Source organism: Paenibacillus sp. OK076 (assembly GCF_900110055.1).
Lineage (GTDB): Bacteria > Bacillota > Bacilli > Paenibacillales > Paenibacillaceae > Paenibacillus.
The window spans coordinates 204,323-222,350 of record NZ_FOCH01000003.1; the positions used below are offsets into that span (position 1 = coordinate 204,323).

Sequence of the window (18,028 nt, forward strand, 5' to 3'; positions counted from 1 at the left end):
AAAGTTTAACTTATTTATATCTCCTTAAACACGAACACCAATTATGGTGCAACCTCTCGGAAGGTCGCGTCTGACTTATCGAGTGCGGTAACGACAGCTTCCAATTTCAGCACATTATTGTAATGTCTAAGATACAAATTCGGGTTGCTGAAAGAAGCGAAAGATGTCCAGCTGGCGTTTGCGAGTCCACTCACTCGTTTGAACGTGGCATCATTGCGGAAGGCTGCGCTGCCGTCATTTTTCACCAGCACGATTGCACCGTTATTGTTGCGCAGATAATAACCCGGATAATTCATGGCCTCAAACGAAATTCCTGCGTTATTCGACAGACCGGGCACGATTCGGAACTGTGCGTCCTCTGCGGGACTGACACTGGCATCGATTCGGGCCACATAGTTGTAATGGCGAATGAAGCTGCCTGGCACATTATAGGACTCCAGCTTGCGGATATCGCCAGGCTGTCCGGTTTCTTTCAGGACGGTCATATGCCGGACGAGTCCAGTCAGACCGGCAAGCTCCTGCTTTGCACTCCAGGTCTGAAACCCGTCGGCAGAGTCGCTGTAATAATATTTTTGTGCAGAGTAACCATCAAAATAGATTCGCCAGGAACCGTTATCCAGCTGGACAAGCGCAGGTCCCTCTACCCAGGAGCCCCAGCCTGCCCAATCCCCTGTCCCTTTGAACGTGTAAGGTCCGGTGAGGGAAGCAGCTGTAGCATATTCGATATACTTGGTGGTCTCATTCTTGGTGAAAGCGTGATAGGTTGAGCCGGTCTTGACGATGAAGGTATCGATGTAGTTGGGTGCAATGCCTGCAAGCTCTGTGGCAGCAGACCATGTTGTGGAAGACAGGGTTGAATTGGTCGCCGTGATGACATAAGGTTTGAAGTTTTCATAGTTGCCTGGGGAGATGGACACGATGATGTTCAGACTGCCGTTGCTGTCTTTGAACCATTCCGGTGCCCAGGTATGTGCAATCGTGGTGGGTGCAGATAGGGTAATATTGCGGACAAACGTCCAATTCACCTTATCTGTACTGGATGCGATGCCGATCGTATTGCCTGACCAGTTCGTGGTATAAACGACATAATACAGCCCATCCGTATGCTTCATGATGCTGGGATCACGGATCAGATTGGCCGGGGGTGTATAGGCAGGCCCTTTAAGCAAACCGTAATTAGTCGCATTGTAGGATTCGTAGATATACAAATTGGATTCGCTCGTATTGGTAAAAGCCGAAATCGTGTAAACACTTGTTGCTGCTCTGGCTGTATTCGGGAACAACGTGATGAAGAGAAGCAATGCTCCAAGCAGCATGATCATGCCAGACTTACAAGTTTTGAATAATCTTGTGCTCCATCTTTTCCTTGTGTACATGGGTCATCTCCTTATCCAAAATGTGTGACAGGCATACCTTTTTGCCAAACATCACCCCTCTCACAGATCACGTAGCCATATAACACCTTCGTTATGTAAACGGTTTCAACAAACGATACAAGCTATCCTCGTCGTCCATTCCCCGTGCAAGAGCTGCCCGGAGGTTCAGAAGCTATAGATTCAATCAACCGAGCAGCCTCCACAAGGAGAACAAATACGACGAGCTAGAACAGGACACGACTGATCAGAACAAACTATTTTCCATTATACAGGTACAATTAAAGGCGAACTATTCGACCACAACCCATGGATACTGGGACAGGTTATCATACAAGAAACGCACCCGTTCTGGCGTTCGGCCTTCCTCATCAAATAACAGCAATTCATTCTCATCCTGCAGCCAGGATACCGGAATTTTGTAATCCTCTTGCGGACCGATCTGCCAATAACGGCCCAGATGGTGCCCGTTCAGATGAAGTGTTCCCTTGCTCATCCCGGTAAGACGAAGCATCAGGTTCACTCGGAAGTGTTCCGGCACAGCTGACTTGGAGAAGCGCCACCGGTACCAGACGGGTTGACCGTACGAATCATTTCCCACAGAGATGGCATTCCAATTGCCACTATAATCCGCATCCTGCCGATAGGTATGGAGATGACCTGAATTGTTCGGTGGCTCATATAATCCCCATTGTCGTGGAAGCAAAGCATCCGTACCTGCCATGCGCCAATCCTGCAGCTCATCTTCACTCCGGTACAGGATCAGTTCCAGCCGGTTCAGCGGCGTTCTGCTATAAGGCATCTCCAGTGTATTGATCTCTCCAGGCCGCAAGTAAAGGGAAAGATCCAACGTGTTGAACGAAAACCAGTCCTGATACCCTTCCATTGGCACATCCATGCCATTCATGCGCAATCCCTGGCTCACCGCTCCAACGAGAATCGCACGGTTCATGCCATCCAGCGTAAAGCTTCTGCTCAGAAGCGGGGCCTCCTCAAGATGATTCACTTCATCGAGATGCACCACCCCATGCTCCGCATGCCAATTCCGGCGTATGTCCTGAGCGGAACCACCGATGTACACAGATCCTGTCAGACCTTTGCTTTCACCCAAATATGGAGAAAAATTCAGCCTGCCCATATGCTGTACCAGCACCTGAAGTGTATTCTTTCCTTTCGTCGTCTGCACCTGAACACCCGCTGCACCAACTTGACGAACCAATGCCTGTTCCACACGATTGACATATATTCTGGCCGTGTCCTGGAGATCCGGCAGAATAAGGGTGGTGATTCCATCCACCGAACGGTCGAAATCGCACTCGTATAACAGATACCCGAAATCCTGTCCGTACTGGGAAAAATGCTCTGGTTGACCACTCGAAGTACGCTGTTCCGCTGTTAATGTCACACGAGACAACTCTGGGGAATCCGACAGTTTCGGTGGCATAGGCAGCGTGGTGAACAGATCATGCTGAATTGCTGCGGATGACTTCTGAACATGTTCATTCTCTATACCGCCCTGTGAATCGTTTGCTTCTCCGTATACGAACTCACGTCCAGTCAACGACCGCTCACCATCCGCCCAGCTGCCGAGAAGCAACATATTCCGATTCGGATCAGAGATCATACCTGTGACCTGCCCGGATAGGGAGACATCTAGATCATCGAATCCGATTGCGTAACGCAGCTGATACGGCCCTCCCTTTCCATCGATTCTCCATGTGCGATCCATCGTTTCTTTGTCCAGAACCACGAACCGAATAGGGACACCACTCGCCTCCAGATGAATGATGCCTGGTTCACGGAAATGTACCAGTTCGAAGCGATAGGCTCCATTTAACGGATCACGTTCAACCCGTACTTGCATGCTGCTGCCTTGTACATTCAAGACGTTCGTCTCCAGTTCAACAACCGAACGCTGTCCCGACTCCGCAACAATGAACAGGGTCAATTCTCCATTTACCACTTCATTGCCCGTAATCATCGCGCTACCTGTCAGGTATACATTCTCGGCAATCTCTACCCTGTCCAGTACCGGAATAATCTGTCCCGGGTTCAGGGCAACGGGAAGTGTCCGGCCTTCCTCCAGCGTGACGTGAAACGTCTCCCGCTCATCCTTGTGACTCTCCAAGAACCATATCTTCTCGCTGCCTTTAGATCTGCCTCGTACAGAGATGCCTTGTGGATGACGTACCTTGATCTGCTCTGATGGTACTTCCTCCGTCTCCATCAGCAATGCGCCAAATGCATGGACAAAATAGGATAACGTCTTCGATACAGCATACTTGGCCGTTGCCCGCCCGTACTCGTTAAGCGGCGCATCATAATCGTAGGAGGTAATCATGAAAATATCGCTGCTGCCCACGGTTCTGCCACCGTATCCGCCAAAGTTGGTTCCGCCGTAGAACATGTAATGACTGATTCCGGTATAACCGGTGCGAAGAATTTCCATCATACGTTTCTCAAACAGTGACGCCGTCTTCTGAATGGCAGAAGGGCCACCCCAATTCTCAAACCATCCCGTCCAAAATTCCGTAACGAGCTTCGGTGTATCCGGCTGCTTCTCCCGAAGCTTCGCATAATGCCCGTCAGCCCCTGACCAGAAGTTGGCCCCTTCAATCGTGCCCTCCGCACCACCTACACAGGTGATAAGCGGAACGTCGATCCCTCGCTGAAGCAGGCTGTCCCGAAGATGGTTCATATGGGCACTTGCTGCTGCATCATCCATCAGATACCCGTATTCGTTCTCGACCTGTACAAGAATAACAGTGCCTCCGGCAGATAGCTGGCGCTCACGAATGATTGGAATGATCCGGTCAAAATACAGCTCTACAAAATGCAGATAAGCTTCATTATTTTGTCGGAACTTGATTCCCTGCTTCGTTTCCAGCCAATACGGGAAGCCGCCGAAATCCCATTCTGCGCAAATAAACGGACCTGGCCTCGCGATAACGTACATACCCAACTCTGCACACAGGTCCAGAAAGGCTCCACAATCATTGTCTCCTTCAAACGACCATTGCCCTTCCTCCGGCTCATGCACGTTCCAGGCAAAATAGGTATCAATGCAATTCATGCCAGCCAGCTTTGCCTTCATTAGAACCTCCCGCCATTCCTCCCTTGGCATACGGAAATAATGAATGGTGGCACTGTTCAGAAATACTCGCTCTCCATTCATGATGAAGCTGCGCTGATCGTAAGTCAGTTCAGAACGAACGCCGTGCTCAGCCCTCGTCTGTGTATTCTTCTCCTGCTCCTGAAGCAAAAGGGATGTTTTCTCTGTCAAAGATAAGCCCTCCTTCTCTGTGTTTGAGTTCATCGCTGCGATGACAGAACAACCTTCCAATCGCTGTTATCCCCAGATTTTTTTGATTCCGATTTCAACAGGCCCTCAGTTCGCCTGCAACGTTACACCTTCCAATACTATGGTGGTGATGGAATTGTCCGCAGTCGATACTTCCAATCCATTGGCATACACCGGAACATCTTCAAGCTGCTCCATATTGCGATCCGGCGACGTCTGATAAACCTGTGCTGTAAAAGTACTGCTGTGGTCAAACGCCTCCAGTTCAAATGCTGTAGTTCCGGCAGATAACTCATTGCGAATAACCAGTACCAGTCTTTGATTAGCTGCATCATAGGCAGCCAGTGTTCGCCCATCATCTGTTGGAATAATCGTTGCGCCTGGACGGATGAACTTCGTAAACTGGGCCATGCCATAATACTGTTTGGTCATCTCGTACTGCTCTTCTCCATTAAAATTCGCATGAATGAAGCCCCAGTTATTGTTGGCACCTTCATCTTCAACGGCCTGCCAATACACCCAGGCAGAAGGCTGCATGATTTTCAGATCGAACATGATGCGCTCCGCGAGCTCCTGCACGGAAGTCATATCTTCATGATTATGCGGTTCACTGCCACCTGTCCCATACTCGGACATCCACAGTTTCTTGCCATATCGCTCGGCTAACGTGCGAAGCTCTTCCATTTTGCTACCATTATAGGAGTGGGTGTTAATCTGGTCGATCACATCGAGCGTATCCTGATCATAGAGGCTGAAATTGTGCACCGTCTCGTCAATGCTATTATCGTCCGCAGCACTGATGACCGTACCATCCAGCCCTTTACTTTTGAGCGATGCCGCAACCTTCTTGATAATCTCGGCCTGTTTCTCATTGGTAAAATGACTGCCTTCCTGCATGTTGCCTTTCTTCCACCAATCAGAGGAAGGTTCATTAAGTGGGTCAAGTGTACGGAACGTAATGCCCCACTCATCGCGATAATGCTTCACTACTTCGGTCAGATAATCGGCAAACGCGTCGTAATGATCCTCTCGCAGATTGTTGCTGCCATCTACAGCACCCGTGACCGAGCCGCTGATCGTCATCCAGTAAGGGGGTGAATTGGAGAACGCTTCAGCAATGTTGACCCCACGTTCCAGAGAGCCCTGTAATACAGCTCGCTGTCCTGCATCTGCCTCCCAGTCCCACACGCCGGGTTCAGGCTGGAAGCCGGGAACATCTCCTCCGGGCCGAAGCGCCTTCATGTCGGGGTTCTCCTCACCACCAATATTGTAGCGAACAATGTTCAGGCCTAGTCCTTTCTGAGCATCAAACACCAGATCCATGACTTCACTGACCTTTGCTTGATCCTTCCACCCTCCAAGATCGTTGGCCCACCACGCGAGCGACGTGCCCCAGCCTTCAAAATGATCATAGGATTGCTCCAGCTTCAGATGTACCGGCTCACCTTGGAATGCAAGTGTTTTGGATGATTCATTGGCAAAATGATTGATGATAATTCCTCCTCCCACGAGCAGCGCGGCCAGGGCCACACCCATCAGGATGTAGCTCCGGCTGCGCCACCTGCGCTGCTTGTGATGATTGTTGTCATTGTTGTCATGGTTGAAATGATCCTTGTTGTTATTCATAATTCATGCAGCCCTTTACCGATGTGCGATGTAGACGGTTCTTGGTCTTCACAACTGGCTTCAACACTGCGTTCACCTCCCGTTACTTGATCCCGCTGCTGCCACCACTGATATTCGCTTCATAGACATAACGCTGTCCGAACAGATATACCAACACCATCGGAATGGTCAGGAACAGGGAAGCAATCATAACGAGGTTCCATGGCGGCATCTGTCCGCCACCGACCGTAGTCAGAAGCTGAACACCGAGCGCCAGTGGCATTTTCTCCGGATCATTGATGTAAATGAGCGGCCCCATGAAGTTCCCCCAGTTATAGGAAAACGAGAAAATGGCGATGGCGGCAAGTATCGGATAGGTGAGCGGCATAATGATCTTCCAGTAGATTCCCGGATGTCCCATGCCGTCGATCATGGCAGCTTCATCAAGCGACTTCGGAATACTCATGACGAACTGCCGAATGAGAAATACGTTGAAGGCTCCCGCGAAAAAACTTGGCACAATCAGTGGATAGAATGTATTGATCCAGTCCAGATGACGGAAGATGATAAACTGCGGCACCATTGTCACCTCACCCGGAATCATCATCGTACTAAGCAGTACAATGAACAGGAACCGACTGCCTCTCGCCTTGATCCGAGCGAAGCCGTAAGATACGACCGATGCTGACAACACCGATCCGATAATGGTAATGACAGTAATAATGACTGAATTTTTCAGATAAGTACCCAGATTATTATTCGTGAAGATCGTGTAGAAATTGGACCATTGGAATTCGAGCGGTATGAAGGTAAAGGCTGATTTTACGGTTGTAGCGTCACTCGCCAGTGCGATGGAGATCATGTACAGGAAAGGGGAAGCAAGCAGCACCCCGACCAGAATCAGAAAAATGTAAGATATCGTTTTCTCCACAGTGGATGGATTACTCATTTGCTTTTCCCTCCTCGTAATGCACCCATAGCGCCGACGAACGGAACACAACCAGGGTCAACGCCATGATGATGATGAACAGAACCCAGGCAATGGCCGATGCATATCCCATTTTGTAGAACTGGAACGCATTTTGGAACAGGTAAGGAACAACCATCTGGCTGGCATTATCCGGTCCACCCGCTGTAACGATGAATACCTGTGCGAACGTCTGGAGCGCCCCGATCATCCCGGTGACGAGATTGAAGAAGATGACGGGAGTCAGCATTGGAAATGTAATGTGGAAGAACGATTGCGAGCTCTTCGCCCCATCAATGGCGGCGGCCTCGTACAGCTCCTGAGGAATACCTTTCATACCCGCCAGCAGTAGTACCACGCCACCCCCGACGCCCCATAGCGACATGAGGATCAAGGCTGGTTTAACCCAGTTCGGATCAAGCAGCCAGGCAGGACCTTGAATGCCGAAGATGGCAAGTGCCTGGTTGATCAAGCCTTCCGTTGGAGCTAGCAGATGGATAAAGAGCAGTGAGCTTGCAACTACCGGAACCACAGATGGCAGATAGAACAGGATGCGGAAGAAGGTGATACCTTTGATTTTTTTGTTGAGGTAATACGCAATCCAGAGCGAGATGGACATGCCCAGCGGAATCGATATTAATGCGTAGAAGAAGGTATTGCCTACGGATTTCCAGAAGATCGGGTCATCGGTCAACAGGTTTTTGTAATTGTCTATACCGATGAATTCAGGAGACTGGAACAGATCCCAATTGGTGAAGCTCATGTAGATGGAAAACAGGATCGGACCCAGGGTAAGTCCAAGGAATCCAATCAGCCAAGGCGAGATGAAGATATAAAACCATTTCCCGTCCTTTTTTCTCACGTTAAGCCCTCCCATAACGAAGCGAGCAGACGAAACCCGGATTCATTCATGCCGAATTCCGTCTGTCCCCTGTCGATGCTATTTATGCATGTGAACAACCTCTATTTGTAGATTCTTTCCAGTCCGCTCTGAATTTCAGTCACGGTATCATCCAGTGAGGCTTTATTGTTGAAGTAGACACCCAGCTTGTCGTTAATGAGCTTCATCATTTCATTCCATTGCGGATTGAACGGCTCGGCGTAGATGGTGGACTCGCTGAAAGCAGCCATGTTGATTTTCTTACCGCCATATTCCGCATTCAGGAACTCATCACTGGACAGACCTGCCTTCGTTGCCGGAGCATCCTGACCAGCCTTGATCATCGGTAATTGTGCTTCTGGTGTAGTCAGCGCTTCTATGATTTTGAATGCCTCTTCCTTATGTTTGGACGCGTTCGTAATTGTGAAGCCATTGAAGAAAGCGTTGGTCTCTCCCCATATCGGAGAAATGTCCCAATTGATACCTTCCACCTTGGCAAGTGAACCGATATTCCAGAATCCCGTCGTCTCCATGGCAATCTTGCCTTGGGCAAACAATGGGTCAGCACCGATATTTCCCATGTCGGCAATCTCGGTTGGTGTTGGTCCCACACCATGGGTGAAGGTCAAATCATTCATGAATTGCAATGCTTTACGTACTGGCTCGGTATTAAAAGTAGGTTTGCCGCTCTCATCGAACAGGGAACCACCGTTTTGGTAGATCAACTGCATCCATTGCGGCCACCAGCTGCCTGGGTAGTACCCCCATTGAACCGTTTTGCCGTTCTCCTTCACCGTCAGCTTCTGAGCTGCAGCGAGCAGGTCTTCCTGAGTCCATTCCTTGGTCGGATATTCCACCCCAGCCTTGTCGAACAGATCCTTGTTATAGAAGAGCACCATTGCGCCTGCGCGGTCAGGCATTCCGAACTGTTTACCATCGAATTTCATCAGGTTGGCGATGTCGTCAGAATAACGCTCTGACATGTTCACATTGTTGGCCTGGATCATATCATCCAGCGGAACAATTTGGTTTTTGGAGGCGTACGCCTGATAGTTCTCGGCAATCATCATGATGTCCGGTGCGGTTCCTCCGGCGATCATCGTCTGAACCTTTTGGTCATAGTCTCCGGCAACGACGTTCAGTTTCACATTAATATCAGGATAAGTCTGCTTCACAATGTCGAGTCTCTCCTGATAAATCTTCTTCTCGTCCTCCGAGCCCCAGATCGTCATGCTCAGATCAACCTTGCCGCCAGCTGCACCGCTGTCACCCTTGCTGCAGGCTGTCAGACCCATTACCATGACCAGCATCATTAACGAAATGACCTTTAAACTTTTTCTCATACCGTGCGCCCCCTTGAAATATGAATGGAAGATCAGACAACTGAAACCCGTTTCATGAAATGGGTTTCATAAAGTTTAAAATTAAAACCCGCTCCAGTTTATGAAAGGGGTTTCATTTACGACCTCATTATATTTCACCCTCCGAAGGAATGTCAACGCTTTCTTTTTCAAACATTCCCCATTTATCTTGGTGCGGGTCCAGTACTCTGGCGGATAACAAGCTCTGGTTGCAAAATGGTCTGTTTCTTCGGGTTACCTTGATTAATCAATTCATGCAGCTTGTCCACAGCCAGCTTACCCAGCTGATACGTATTCTGGGACACAGTCGTCAGTTCCGGTATAACGGCACTGGCGAGCGGCGTATCATCAAAACCGACAATGGAAATGTCCTTCGGAATCGATAAGCCATGCTCAATGGTCGCCTTAATCGCACCAATCGCCGTGTAGTCGTTCACACAGATCACCGCAGTTGGAGGATTTCCACGGTCCAGCAGCTTAGACATCTCCCGTTTGCCGTCTTCAATGGAGAAGCTGCCAAGCAGTTGACGCTCTTTCGGAATTTCGAGTCCATGCTCACGCAGTTTTTTCTGAATGGCCTTGACCTTAACCATCGTGGTGGACAACTCCTTCAAACCGCCCACAAAAGCAATATCCCGATGTCCCAGTTCGAGCAAATGTTCAGCAGCCAAAACGGCTCCTGCTCCTTCATCCGTGTACACCCGATGGAATCCGCCTTTGGCAATGTTGCCATTGACCAGCACGATTGGCATACGTTTGCCCATATCAATCAATTCCTGAGCCATATCATCCGGACAGACCTGCATGTTGATTCGTCCACCGAGAAAAATAATGCCATCTACCCGCTTCTCGCGCAAAATGGACAAATACTCGGACTCCCGGCTGTAATCCCCGGCCGTATTGCACAGGAAGAACGTATATCCCAATCCACGTGCCTCGTTCTCAGCCCCCCAGAACACTTCCGGGAAGAACGGATTCGTAATGTCTGGCAGGATGATCGCAATGGTTCCCGTCTCTTTCTTGATCAGACTGCGCGCCTGCGCGTTGGGTTGGAACTGGTGTTTTTCAATGATGGACATGATCTTCTCTCTTGTGCTTGCACGCACAGGTGCCGTATCATTCAGCACTCGGGAGACCGTGGATACGGATACGTTCGCTTCTTTGGCGATGTCATATATGGTAATCGGTGTCATATGTGGAACCATCCTTTTTCTCTAATATTCCTGCTTATCATACCAGATAAGGAATCGGGATGAAATGGGTTTCATTCCGAGGCACCATCACAGCGTCTCCGCGATGATATTCAGGTAATTGAACCGTTCGGTCGGATGGTCCACCAAAGTTATAATTTTCATCGGATTCAGCCTGCTTTCCCTTCTATTTCACACCTTTGTTCCATATATTAGATTGTAAGCGAATTCTTAAGGTGATTAGAGGAGTGTGAACGACGTTATGATCATTCAGGTCAGTCCGCTGGCAGAATCAAGACTTAACGCGATGCTGGGAGATCGGCCGGGCTATTTCAAGCTGTTTTATGACACCGATGGATGCGGATGTGATGGTACTGCTGTGCTTCTGATCGTTAACGAGCCGGACAGTGATGACATTCGGATTGAATCCGATTCGCTTCCTTTCCTTATCAACAAACAGCAGCAGATCTATTTCGAGCCTTGCCTTCGCCTGCAATCAGAGAACAGTTTCCCTTCCTACCGATTGAGCAGTGATTCCATGATCTACGGCAATCATGTCAAGGTCCATGATCTTCGGGATACCGCAGACACTTCGCCGCAGCCGCTCAGTTGGTTCGTACGATAACCTCACTGATCTTGAAACTACACATAGGACAAAAGCCGGCACCCATAAGGGTTGACCGGCTTTTGTTGTGGATTTCTCATTATAATATCTTTCATGGAATTGATATTTGCCCCGCCCAATCCAAGGCATAGGTAGCAGAATCGTAAGCTAAGACTCCTATGGTGTAGTTACCCGTTGCAGTTGGCTTAAAACTGATCGTTTCCTGAGGAAGATCTCCTGCACTACTTTGGATAGCCAAATCTAGTCTTAGTTGACCATTCTGAATAGGCTCAACTCCCGGTTTCCATATAAACAAATCCAAATCTGCACCATTTTCATTATTAATAATCAACGTGTTGGCGAAATAAGCGTCTGTGCTGTTAACCTTAATATTATATAAATTAATGTTGCTCGCTGCTATATTGGTCTGTGCTCTAATATGATTACGATAGTTATCAAAGGAACCTGTTGAAGAACCAGAAGCAGCTTTAATAGTTTGATGTCCTAGGATGAGTCCATTGCCATATACTTTATCATATCCTGACATCCCATAATCTTCTATCTTAAAATCATAATTAAGACTCCCATTACTAGCTTGAAGCATAAGTGCTGCTAATCCGGCAATCATAGGAGACGCCATTGAAGTTCCAGAGTAGGTAATATATTCGCTAGTAGAGTTCGCCTTAGCCGCACGGATAGAAGTTCCAGGTGCTGCAAGTGTAGGACCTACCGATCCTGTTCCCCGGTTGGAGGAAGGATTTAGATACCAGCCTCCTTCGTAAGGGTCAGCCACATTTGCAACGGACAACACGTCTGAACATTTGGCAAAAAGATTAAGTGAGCCATAGTCAGATCCTCCTGATGTATTCCCGGCAGCAACTACTGTAAGTATTCCATTATTTGCTGCACTAGACACCTTATTGCAGAAACTTGCATTAGCCGAGCCTGAACTGCCTATACTCATATTAATGATATCAATTCCATATGTGTCCTTATTAGCAATAACCCAATCCATCGCATTCAGTATGTTCTGGGTAGAACAATTCGTATTACTAGAGCATACCTTGATTCCTACTAGAGCTGCTCCTGGGGCCACTCCGGTTTCTACTCCGGGATCTCCTGCTCCCGTTCCAGCTGCGATACTGGCAACGTGTGTTCCGTGACCCAGATCATCATAAGCTGTAGTTGAGGATGTATTTACAAAGTCCTTCCAACCTAAAATTTTTCCTCCACTCAAATCAATATGACCACCATCAATACCCGTATCAATTACTGCAATAACTGAATCATTTTTGGAATATGACGCCTTTCCATCACGATTACCTGTTACGCCATAGTCACTTCTTCCCTTTTTGATTCCAGTCATCTCGGTCGCACCATTCAAATAGACCTCTGATTGATGTTCATCCGGCTCACCATATACAGAAACTACATCGTCCGGGGTTGAAAGGGATGCTATTTCCTCTAAGTGAACCAGTTGTTCAATTTCGTCTGTTGTTAATGCGGCAAAAAAACTATAACCACCAAAACCATTCAAATCTGTGATATTACCATTGAATATTTCCCATTCTCTTTCTATGAATTCTTCCTTCGTTACAACTGCATCATATTTGAGCATGATACTTACTTCAATTTTTTCTTGTGCATATAATGCTTTAGACTGAAGTCTTTCTTTCAATTTGTCCAGAATTTTTGAAGGAACTGCCAAGGTGTTATATTCCATCCTATTAAGGTTGATAGACAGACTAGTCTCCGTCAGATCGGATTCAGAATCCATTAGATTGACTTGTACTTCAGGAGTGGGCAGAGATTTGATAAAGGGAAAATGATCTGGAGTAATTTGAACCCCATTCGCACTAACAGTTGCAGGCAAAACAAGAAGACAGGATAAGACGCAAAGACTAATACGCTTAACAAATTTCTTTGAATTCATGGACTGGACTCCTCCTTACTAAACATTTTGGAATTCAAGTACTATTTCGAAATAAAAACTAGAAAACCAGGGTTCCCTCCTTTCTTGTAAATGAGTTCAGTAATGATTTCCGTTCGATTAGATGTGTAATTAATTTTTTACAAAACAAGCATACATTAGATTTTTACTTTTAAATCTCACAATTTGTTTAGGTTATCAACAATTCTACATATCCTTCCTAAAATTCGTCAAACAAGGTCTTTCCAATCTAAATTCTATCATCTATAATACACTTATGGAAAATAATGTTTATAGATTATAACGAGGTGAACAATGGATATTTTATCGACCAAGCCCATAATCCTTGATAATCACTGTTATATTGATATCGATCAATCTATTCTCATGAAAAACGGTCTTCCTTTCTCCCTTTCCAGACTAGAACTCCGTCTTCTCCAACGTCTCGCTTATAACCTTGATGAAACAGTCCCCTTGCTTTCGATTTATAAGTTCATGTGGCTCTCAGAGGAAAATATAGATCTTCATCTGCTCTATGTATACATAAACCGAGTTCGTAAAAAAATTGAGGACCATCCAAGAAAACCTCGATTTATTATCTCTGTCAGAGGAACTGGATATATGCTGCGCTCCTATAGTTCTGAAAAATCATAAAAGAAGCCCTTAACTCCGCCAAATCCCCTAGAATCAGCGTAATAAGGGCTTCTCAACCTAATTAATAGATGGACACCGTGTCTGATGGGAGTGAAATGGTAGAGATCGCATCCCATTTACTCACTTCCTCTATTTCGGTGATCGTCAACTTGGCAAAAAAACTGTATCCTCCGAATCCCTCCCTGTCAGTGACAGCGTCCTTGAACGCAGAGAACTTCGTTTTCAAAAATTTTTGTTTGGAGATGTTCAGATCATATCTAAGCATAATACTCACTTCAATCTTTTCTTCTGTTTTATTCAGTTTATATTCGTCTATGAGCGTTTGAAGTGGTTCAAGGATCACTATGTCTTTCACGGTTCTATCTCCATCTTCTTTTTGTTTCTCACTTTTCACCTTATTTGAAGGGCAGTTTTTTTTCACTTTCACCGCTTTGACCACGGGTGCCCTCAGTTGATCTTCTTGAGCTGAAGCTACTGAAGGAATGAATAAGAGACAAGCGATGAAGCCAATGAATACTTTTCTTCGTGTTTGCATCAAGTTCCCACCTTTTCGCTCTAAATTTACAATACTTTCCTATTTAGACGTAGATATAACAGTAAATGTTTCGTTGTTAACCTCACTTTTCCCATAATAATTTTTCCTAATTGATGTCATTGGGTCTCTATTTTATAAAAAAAATAAAACCTCCTCGCCCTTAACTAAACAGGCTTGGAGGTTGAGTTGTATTCTGGTTCAAACTGAACCAAAATCGTTACGCTTTTATTATGCCTTCATGTCAAATGACATCATGCGCTTATTTACTTTGTTTTGAACCGGGAGGATGCTTCAGCAAGCTGTTTGGTCAACCCATCGATGGTCTGTACCATCTCTGCCAGATGCTCGGTCATGCCTGACTGTTCCTCCATCGTCGCGGTTACTTCCTCCACGGATGCGGACACTTCTTCACCCGAAGCAGACAAGTTCTGCGCAGCTCCAATGACGTCATCCTTATCGCGTTCAATGGATTCAATCTCGGAGGCAATGGCCTGAACCTGGTCCATCATTTCATTCATATTTTGGGTAACAAAATTGAACGTTTCCTTGGTCTGGCCTACACTGCTCTTATGCTGTTCAGCAATCGCCTCAATGGCTTGTACACTCCGGTTATTCTGCTCGACATGATCAATCGTCTGCATCACAATCCGCTTGATATCCTCCGATTGGGCTGTAGTCTGCTCCGCCAGTTTGCGGATCTCCGATGCAACGACGGCGAAGCCACGTCCATGCTCACCCGCCCTAGCGGCTTCAATGGAGGCATTGAGTGCAAGCAGTTTCGTCTGATTCGCAATCTCGGTTATCGTACCTGTAATTTGGTGAATGCCGGAGGAACTTTCAGCGAGCTGTACTGTGATTTTGGAAATGTTGGCTACTTCGGTCTCATTCTGTCCGTTTACCGCAATCAACGCATCAATGACCTCATGGTTGCTCCTGAATGCATCCGTGATTTCATCTGCCTTGACCTTCACCGACTGTGACATCTCATTGACGTTCTCAATTTTATTGCCCACATTCATGAACTTATCCACGATCGCTTCCGTATCATTGGCCTGCGACTCCATGGCTCGTGAAATTTCAAACGCCGTTGTCGTGGTTTCGGCAATAGAAGTCGAGGTCTGCTGGGTGGAGTGATCCAGTTCGGTTGTACTTGTTTTCAGCACACTGATGGAATGGTTCATGCTGGAAATCAGTTGTTGGTTGCCCGCCGCCATCGTATTAAAGCTGTCCACCAGTTGTTTGAATTCTCCGCTATATTTGCCCTTAGCCTGCACCGTCAAATCCCCGTCTGCAAGTTGTCTGAACAATGCTGTCAGTCTTGTAATGGGTTTGGTAACTAGCAAAGAGATCAGTATTCCTGCAATGACAGACACCGCTATCGCGCTGAACAGGACGATATACATCTGTTTCGCCATTGCCCCTAACGGCTTCTGCACATCACTTAGTTTATCTTCAACAATGATGGTCCAATCCGATCTTGGAATTTTGGAATAAAAGACGACTTTGTCCTCTGTGCTAACATCGCCTTGCTGCAACTGCTTGTTAGAGGGCAGATCAATCAGGGACTGATATTCATTAGACTCAAGCTTCTGCCCCGCCATCTTCTCATCCGCCGAATTGAACATCACTGTACCTACGCGGTCCAGAATAATGACTTTCCCTTCTTCATTAATGTTGATATTCTGAAGCTGGTCAACGAAAAATGAAGTCGAGGCAGTAGACGCGAGCACGCCTTCCACTTCCTTGTTATCATTGTAGATTGGCATTGCAAAGACCGTTCCCAGCGTCCCCAAAGATTCAGAGACTATACCCTCACTGATGACATTCTGTCCTTGCATTGCCTGTTGAAAATACGCACGGCCGGCGCGTTCTCCACCGACCACTTCGGGATTATTCGCTGCAACAACAACGCCGTTCCGGTCCAAGAGAATTAGAACGCTGTTGCCTTCCATCCCTGCGAGGCTGTCTGCCAATATCCCATTGGCTTTATCCGCGAGTTCACTATTTTCCGAGAAAAAAACATCATCATTCTGTCCTTCGCTATTTCGAATCTCCAGCAGGTCCTGGAATGTGCGATGTTTTGTAATTAGGAATGTGGACTGTTCTTCTAACGTCAATGAGGTGAACAAGCCCGCACCAATCCGGTCAGAAGTTGCTTTAATCTCATCCTTGCTTTTGTCGAGGGTAATCACTGCTGCTACAGTGTAAGATAATACCGCAGTTACCGCCAATACGAGGGTTACCAGTAAACTGATCATTAGCGGCAATTTGACTCTGAACGACATGTTGATCATGCGTTCTCTCGCCTTCGCGAATACCAAATGAATCCACCTTCCATTTCATCCTTGATTATGTCCAATATTGTTTGGGTTAACTTTATATCGGTAGATATCAAATATTCCATCAGCAAGGAAAGCGATTTCAAAAAAATATTATTCATGTAAATGGTAAGGTGTATATGTTATGTTTATATATTGATTCTCTCCCAATTTAGGCAAAGTGAAATTTTAAAAAAAGAGCATCTTATCGTAGCTTTATCGTGAACATGTGAAAAGGATGATGAGTTATGAAGGAACGTTTTCCGATTCAAAAATGTATTCCAGTCTTCATTACTCTGCTTCTCTTCATTACGGGATGTAGTTCAGGAAAAGAAGCCCATGAATATCTTTCAATAACGAACACGGAATATGTTAATGGAACAGATCCCGAAGAGGGTATGATCATGCGTGCATACACATATGACATCCAAACGAAGGCTCTAGCTAAAATGACTGATTTGCCTTATAACTCTCAATATCCCTTAACTGTAGCTTCCTTAGCAGATGACATCATCTATTATTCAGGAGCAGGAAAAGATAAGGGTGACGAGTTGTTTTCCTATGATATTCAGGCACAAGCAACTCAACAATTAAGCTCAAGCTTATTTGCAATTAATTCAATGATTCCGAATACCGTCGATCATACTTTGGTTATGGCTGCTGTTAAAAAGGGGGAACGTCCCGTCAAAGTCATTTTCTTTGATCAGAAAACGCAAGAAATGAACATCTTGAACGATGATGATTCGGATACAACTACATGGGACATATCTTATAACCCAGATACGAATAAAACCTATGCCATCCAATATTCCGAAGAAGAGCAATATATTCATATGGAGCAGTCCAATAAGGCCCAAACACCGATGGTTCCTCCAAACCATACCATCATTGAAATAGATCCTATTTCCATGCAGACGCGTAAGGTCATTGAACTGGATGAGGAACAAATCTTAACTCTGTCCGCGCGTGCAGATCAGATCATGATTGCCACGGCAAAACATATCAATAAATATCCCATTGAATACAGTATGGTGAATATCAGAACAGGGGAAAGAACGAATATTCCCCTTCCTATCAAGGTCAGCAGTGAATTGTACTTGTCCAAAGATGGGCGAGGTTTTTATTTCCTTGGGCAATATGTAGATGCAAACGTCAAACATGAACGAGGAATCTATTACTATGATTTGAAAACGCAAGAAGTCGAAGCTATATTTCTTCAAAAAGAGGGATTCATTAATAATTTTATGCTTCTATCGAAGCCATAACCATTCTGTAATTAGGTTTTTACCAGAAAACACTAGCAAAATAGG

The 18,028-nt window shown here is 46.3% G+C and carries 13 protein-coding genes; 3 read left to right on the plus strand and 10 right to left on the minus strand.

Annotated features, from left to right (window positions below; translation table 11 throughout):
* Positions 1 to 41: 41 nt before the first annotated feature.
* From BMY78_RS23450 to BMY78_RS23480, 7 genes are all read right to left on the minus strand, one after another.
* A complete protein-coding gene (locus BMY78_RS23450; protein WP_090903792.1) occupies positions 42 to 1,376 on the minus strand; it encodes a glycoside hydrolase family 43 protein in 1,335 nt (444 codons plus the stop codon).
* A 289-nt stretch (positions 1,377 to 1,665) separates the two neighbouring features.
* The gene (locus BMY78_RS23455; protein ID WP_090903793.1) at positions 1,666 to 4,656 is read right to left on the minus strand and encodes a beta-galactosidase; all 2,991 of its coding nucleotides are present in this window, start codon (positions 4,654 to 4,656) and stop codon (positions 1,666 to 1,668) included.
* Positions 4,657 to 4,761: 105 nt separating this feature from the next.
* Positions 4,762 to 6,300: a glycoside hydrolase family 30 protein gene (locus BMY78_RS23460; RefSeq protein ID WP_256222338.1), complete on the minus strand. Its 1,539-nt coding sequence runs from the start codon at positions 6,298 to 6,300 to the stop codon at positions 4,762 to 4,764.
* 82 nt (positions 6,301 to 6,382) lie between these two features.
* Positions 6,383 to 7,228, minus strand: coding sequence for a carbohydrate ABC transporter permease (locus BMY78_RS23465; protein ID WP_072734634.1), 846 nt, complete (start codon positions 7,226 to 7,228; stop codon positions 6,383 to 6,385).
* Positions 7,221 to 8,108, minus strand: a complete 888-nt coding sequence (locus BMY78_RS23470; protein ID WP_063565348.1) for a carbohydrate ABC transporter permease — start codon at positions 8,106 to 8,108, stop codon at positions 7,221 to 7,223. The genes BMY78_RS23465 and BMY78_RS23470 overlap by 8 nt, the downstream gene beginning before the upstream one ends.
* A gap of 101 nt (positions 8,109 to 8,209) precedes the next feature.
* Entirely contained in the window at positions 8,210 to 9,469 is a 1,260-nt protein-coding gene (locus BMY78_RS23475; RefSeq protein WP_090903794.1) for an ABC transporter substrate-binding protein, read from the minus strand.
* 182 nt (positions 9,470 to 9,651) lie between these two features.
* Complete coding sequence (locus BMY78_RS23480; protein ID WP_090903795.1) at positions 9,652 to 10,680, minus strand: LacI family DNA-binding transcriptional regulator; 1,029 nt, start codon at positions 10,678 to 10,680, stop codon at positions 9,652 to 9,654.
* A gap of 247 nt (positions 10,681 to 10,927) precedes the next feature.
* Here BMY78_RS23480 and BMY78_RS23485 point away from each other — a divergent pair, with 247 nt between their 5' ends.
* Positions 10,928 to 11,302 (plus strand): iron-sulfur cluster biosynthesis family protein, encoded by a 375-nt coding sequence (locus BMY78_RS23485; RefSeq protein WP_244192784.1) that lies wholly within the window; start codon positions 10,928 to 10,930, stop codon positions 11,300 to 11,302.
* Between the two features lie 91 nt (positions 11,303 to 11,393).
* Here BMY78_RS23485 and BMY78_RS23490 read toward each other — a convergent pair whose 3' ends face one another.
* On the minus strand, positions 11,394 to 13,214 hold the full coding sequence (locus BMY78_RS23490; protein WP_090903797.1) for a S8 family serine peptidase: 1,821 nt from the start codon (positions 13,212 to 13,214) through the stop codon (positions 11,394 to 11,396).
* 384 nt (positions 13,215 to 13,598) lie between these two features.
* On the opposite strand from BMY78_RS23490, the gene BMY78_RS33805 reads away from it, so the two are divergent.
* Entirely contained in the window at positions 13,599 to 13,865 is a 267-nt protein-coding gene (locus BMY78_RS33805) for a winged helix-turn-helix domain-containing protein (protein ID WP_371129190.1), read from the plus strand.
* A gap of 61 nt (positions 13,866 to 13,926) precedes the next feature.
* Here the strand turns inward: BMY78_RS33805 and BMY78_RS23500 are convergent, their stop codons facing one another.
* Together BMY78_RS23500 and BMY78_RS23505 are read right to left on the minus strand one after the other, a co-directional pair.
* Positions 13,927 to 14,400 (minus strand): hypothetical protein, encoded by a 474-nt coding sequence (locus BMY78_RS23500; protein ID WP_090903799.1) that lies wholly within the window; start codon positions 14,398 to 14,400, stop codon positions 13,927 to 13,929.
* Between the two features lie 263 nt (positions 14,401 to 14,663).
* Positions 14,664 to 16,721 (minus strand): methyl-accepting chemotaxis protein, encoded by a 2,058-nt coding sequence (locus BMY78_RS23505; RefSeq protein ID WP_090903800.1) that lies wholly within the window; start codon positions 16,719 to 16,721, stop codon positions 14,664 to 14,666.
* Positions 16,722 to 16,966: 245 nt separating this feature from the next.
* Here BMY78_RS23505 and BMY78_RS33505 point away from each other — a divergent pair, with 245 nt between their 5' ends.
* Positions 16,967 to 17,983: a hypothetical protein gene (locus tag BMY78_RS33505; RefSeq protein ID WP_256222342.1), complete on the plus strand. Its 1,017-nt coding sequence runs from the start codon at positions 16,967 to 16,969 to the stop codon at positions 17,981 to 17,983.
* Positions 17,984 to 18,028 lie beyond the last annotated feature (45 nt).

What these genes read in the sequence shown, in the direction of transcription:
- BMY78_RS23450 (WP_090903792.1), bottom strand. Translation starts at nt 1,376, where the DNA reads ATGTACACAAGGAAAAGATGGAGCACAAGATTATTCAAAACTTGTAAG.
- BMY78_RS23460 (WP_256222338.1), bottom strand. Translation starts at nt 6,300, where the DNA reads ATGAATAACAACAAGGATCATTTCAACCATGACAACAATGACAACAAT.
- BMY78_RS23465 (WP_072734634.1), bottom strand. Translation starts at nt 7,228, where the DNA reads ATGAGTAATCCATCCACTGTGGAGAAAACGATATCTTACATTTTTCTG.
- BMY78_RS23475 (WP_090903794.1), bottom strand. Translation starts at nt 9,469, where the DNA reads ATGAGAAAAAGTTTAAAGGTCATTTCGTTAATGATGCTGGTCATGGTA.
- BMY78_RS23480 (WP_090903795.1), bottom strand. Translation starts at nt 10,680, where the DNA reads ATGACACCGATTACCATATATGACATCGCCAAAGAAGCGAACGTATCC.
- BMY78_RS23490 (WP_090903797.1), bottom strand. Translation starts at nt 13,214, where the DNA reads ATGAATTCAAAGAAATTTGTTAAGCGTATTAGTCTTTGCGTCTTATCC.
- BMY78_RS33805 (WP_371129190.1), top strand. Translation starts at nt 13,599, where the DNA reads ATGAAAAACGGTCTTCCTTTCTCCCTTTCCAGACTAGAACTCCGTCTT.
- BMY78_RS23500 (WP_090903799.1), bottom strand. Translation starts at nt 14,400, where the DNA reads ATGCAAACACGAAGAAAAGTATTCATTGGCTTCATCGCTTGTCTCTTA.
- BMY78_RS33505 (WP_256222342.1), top strand. Translation starts at nt 16,967, where the DNA reads ATGAAGGAACGTTTTCCGATTCAAAAATGTATTCCAGTCTTCATTACT.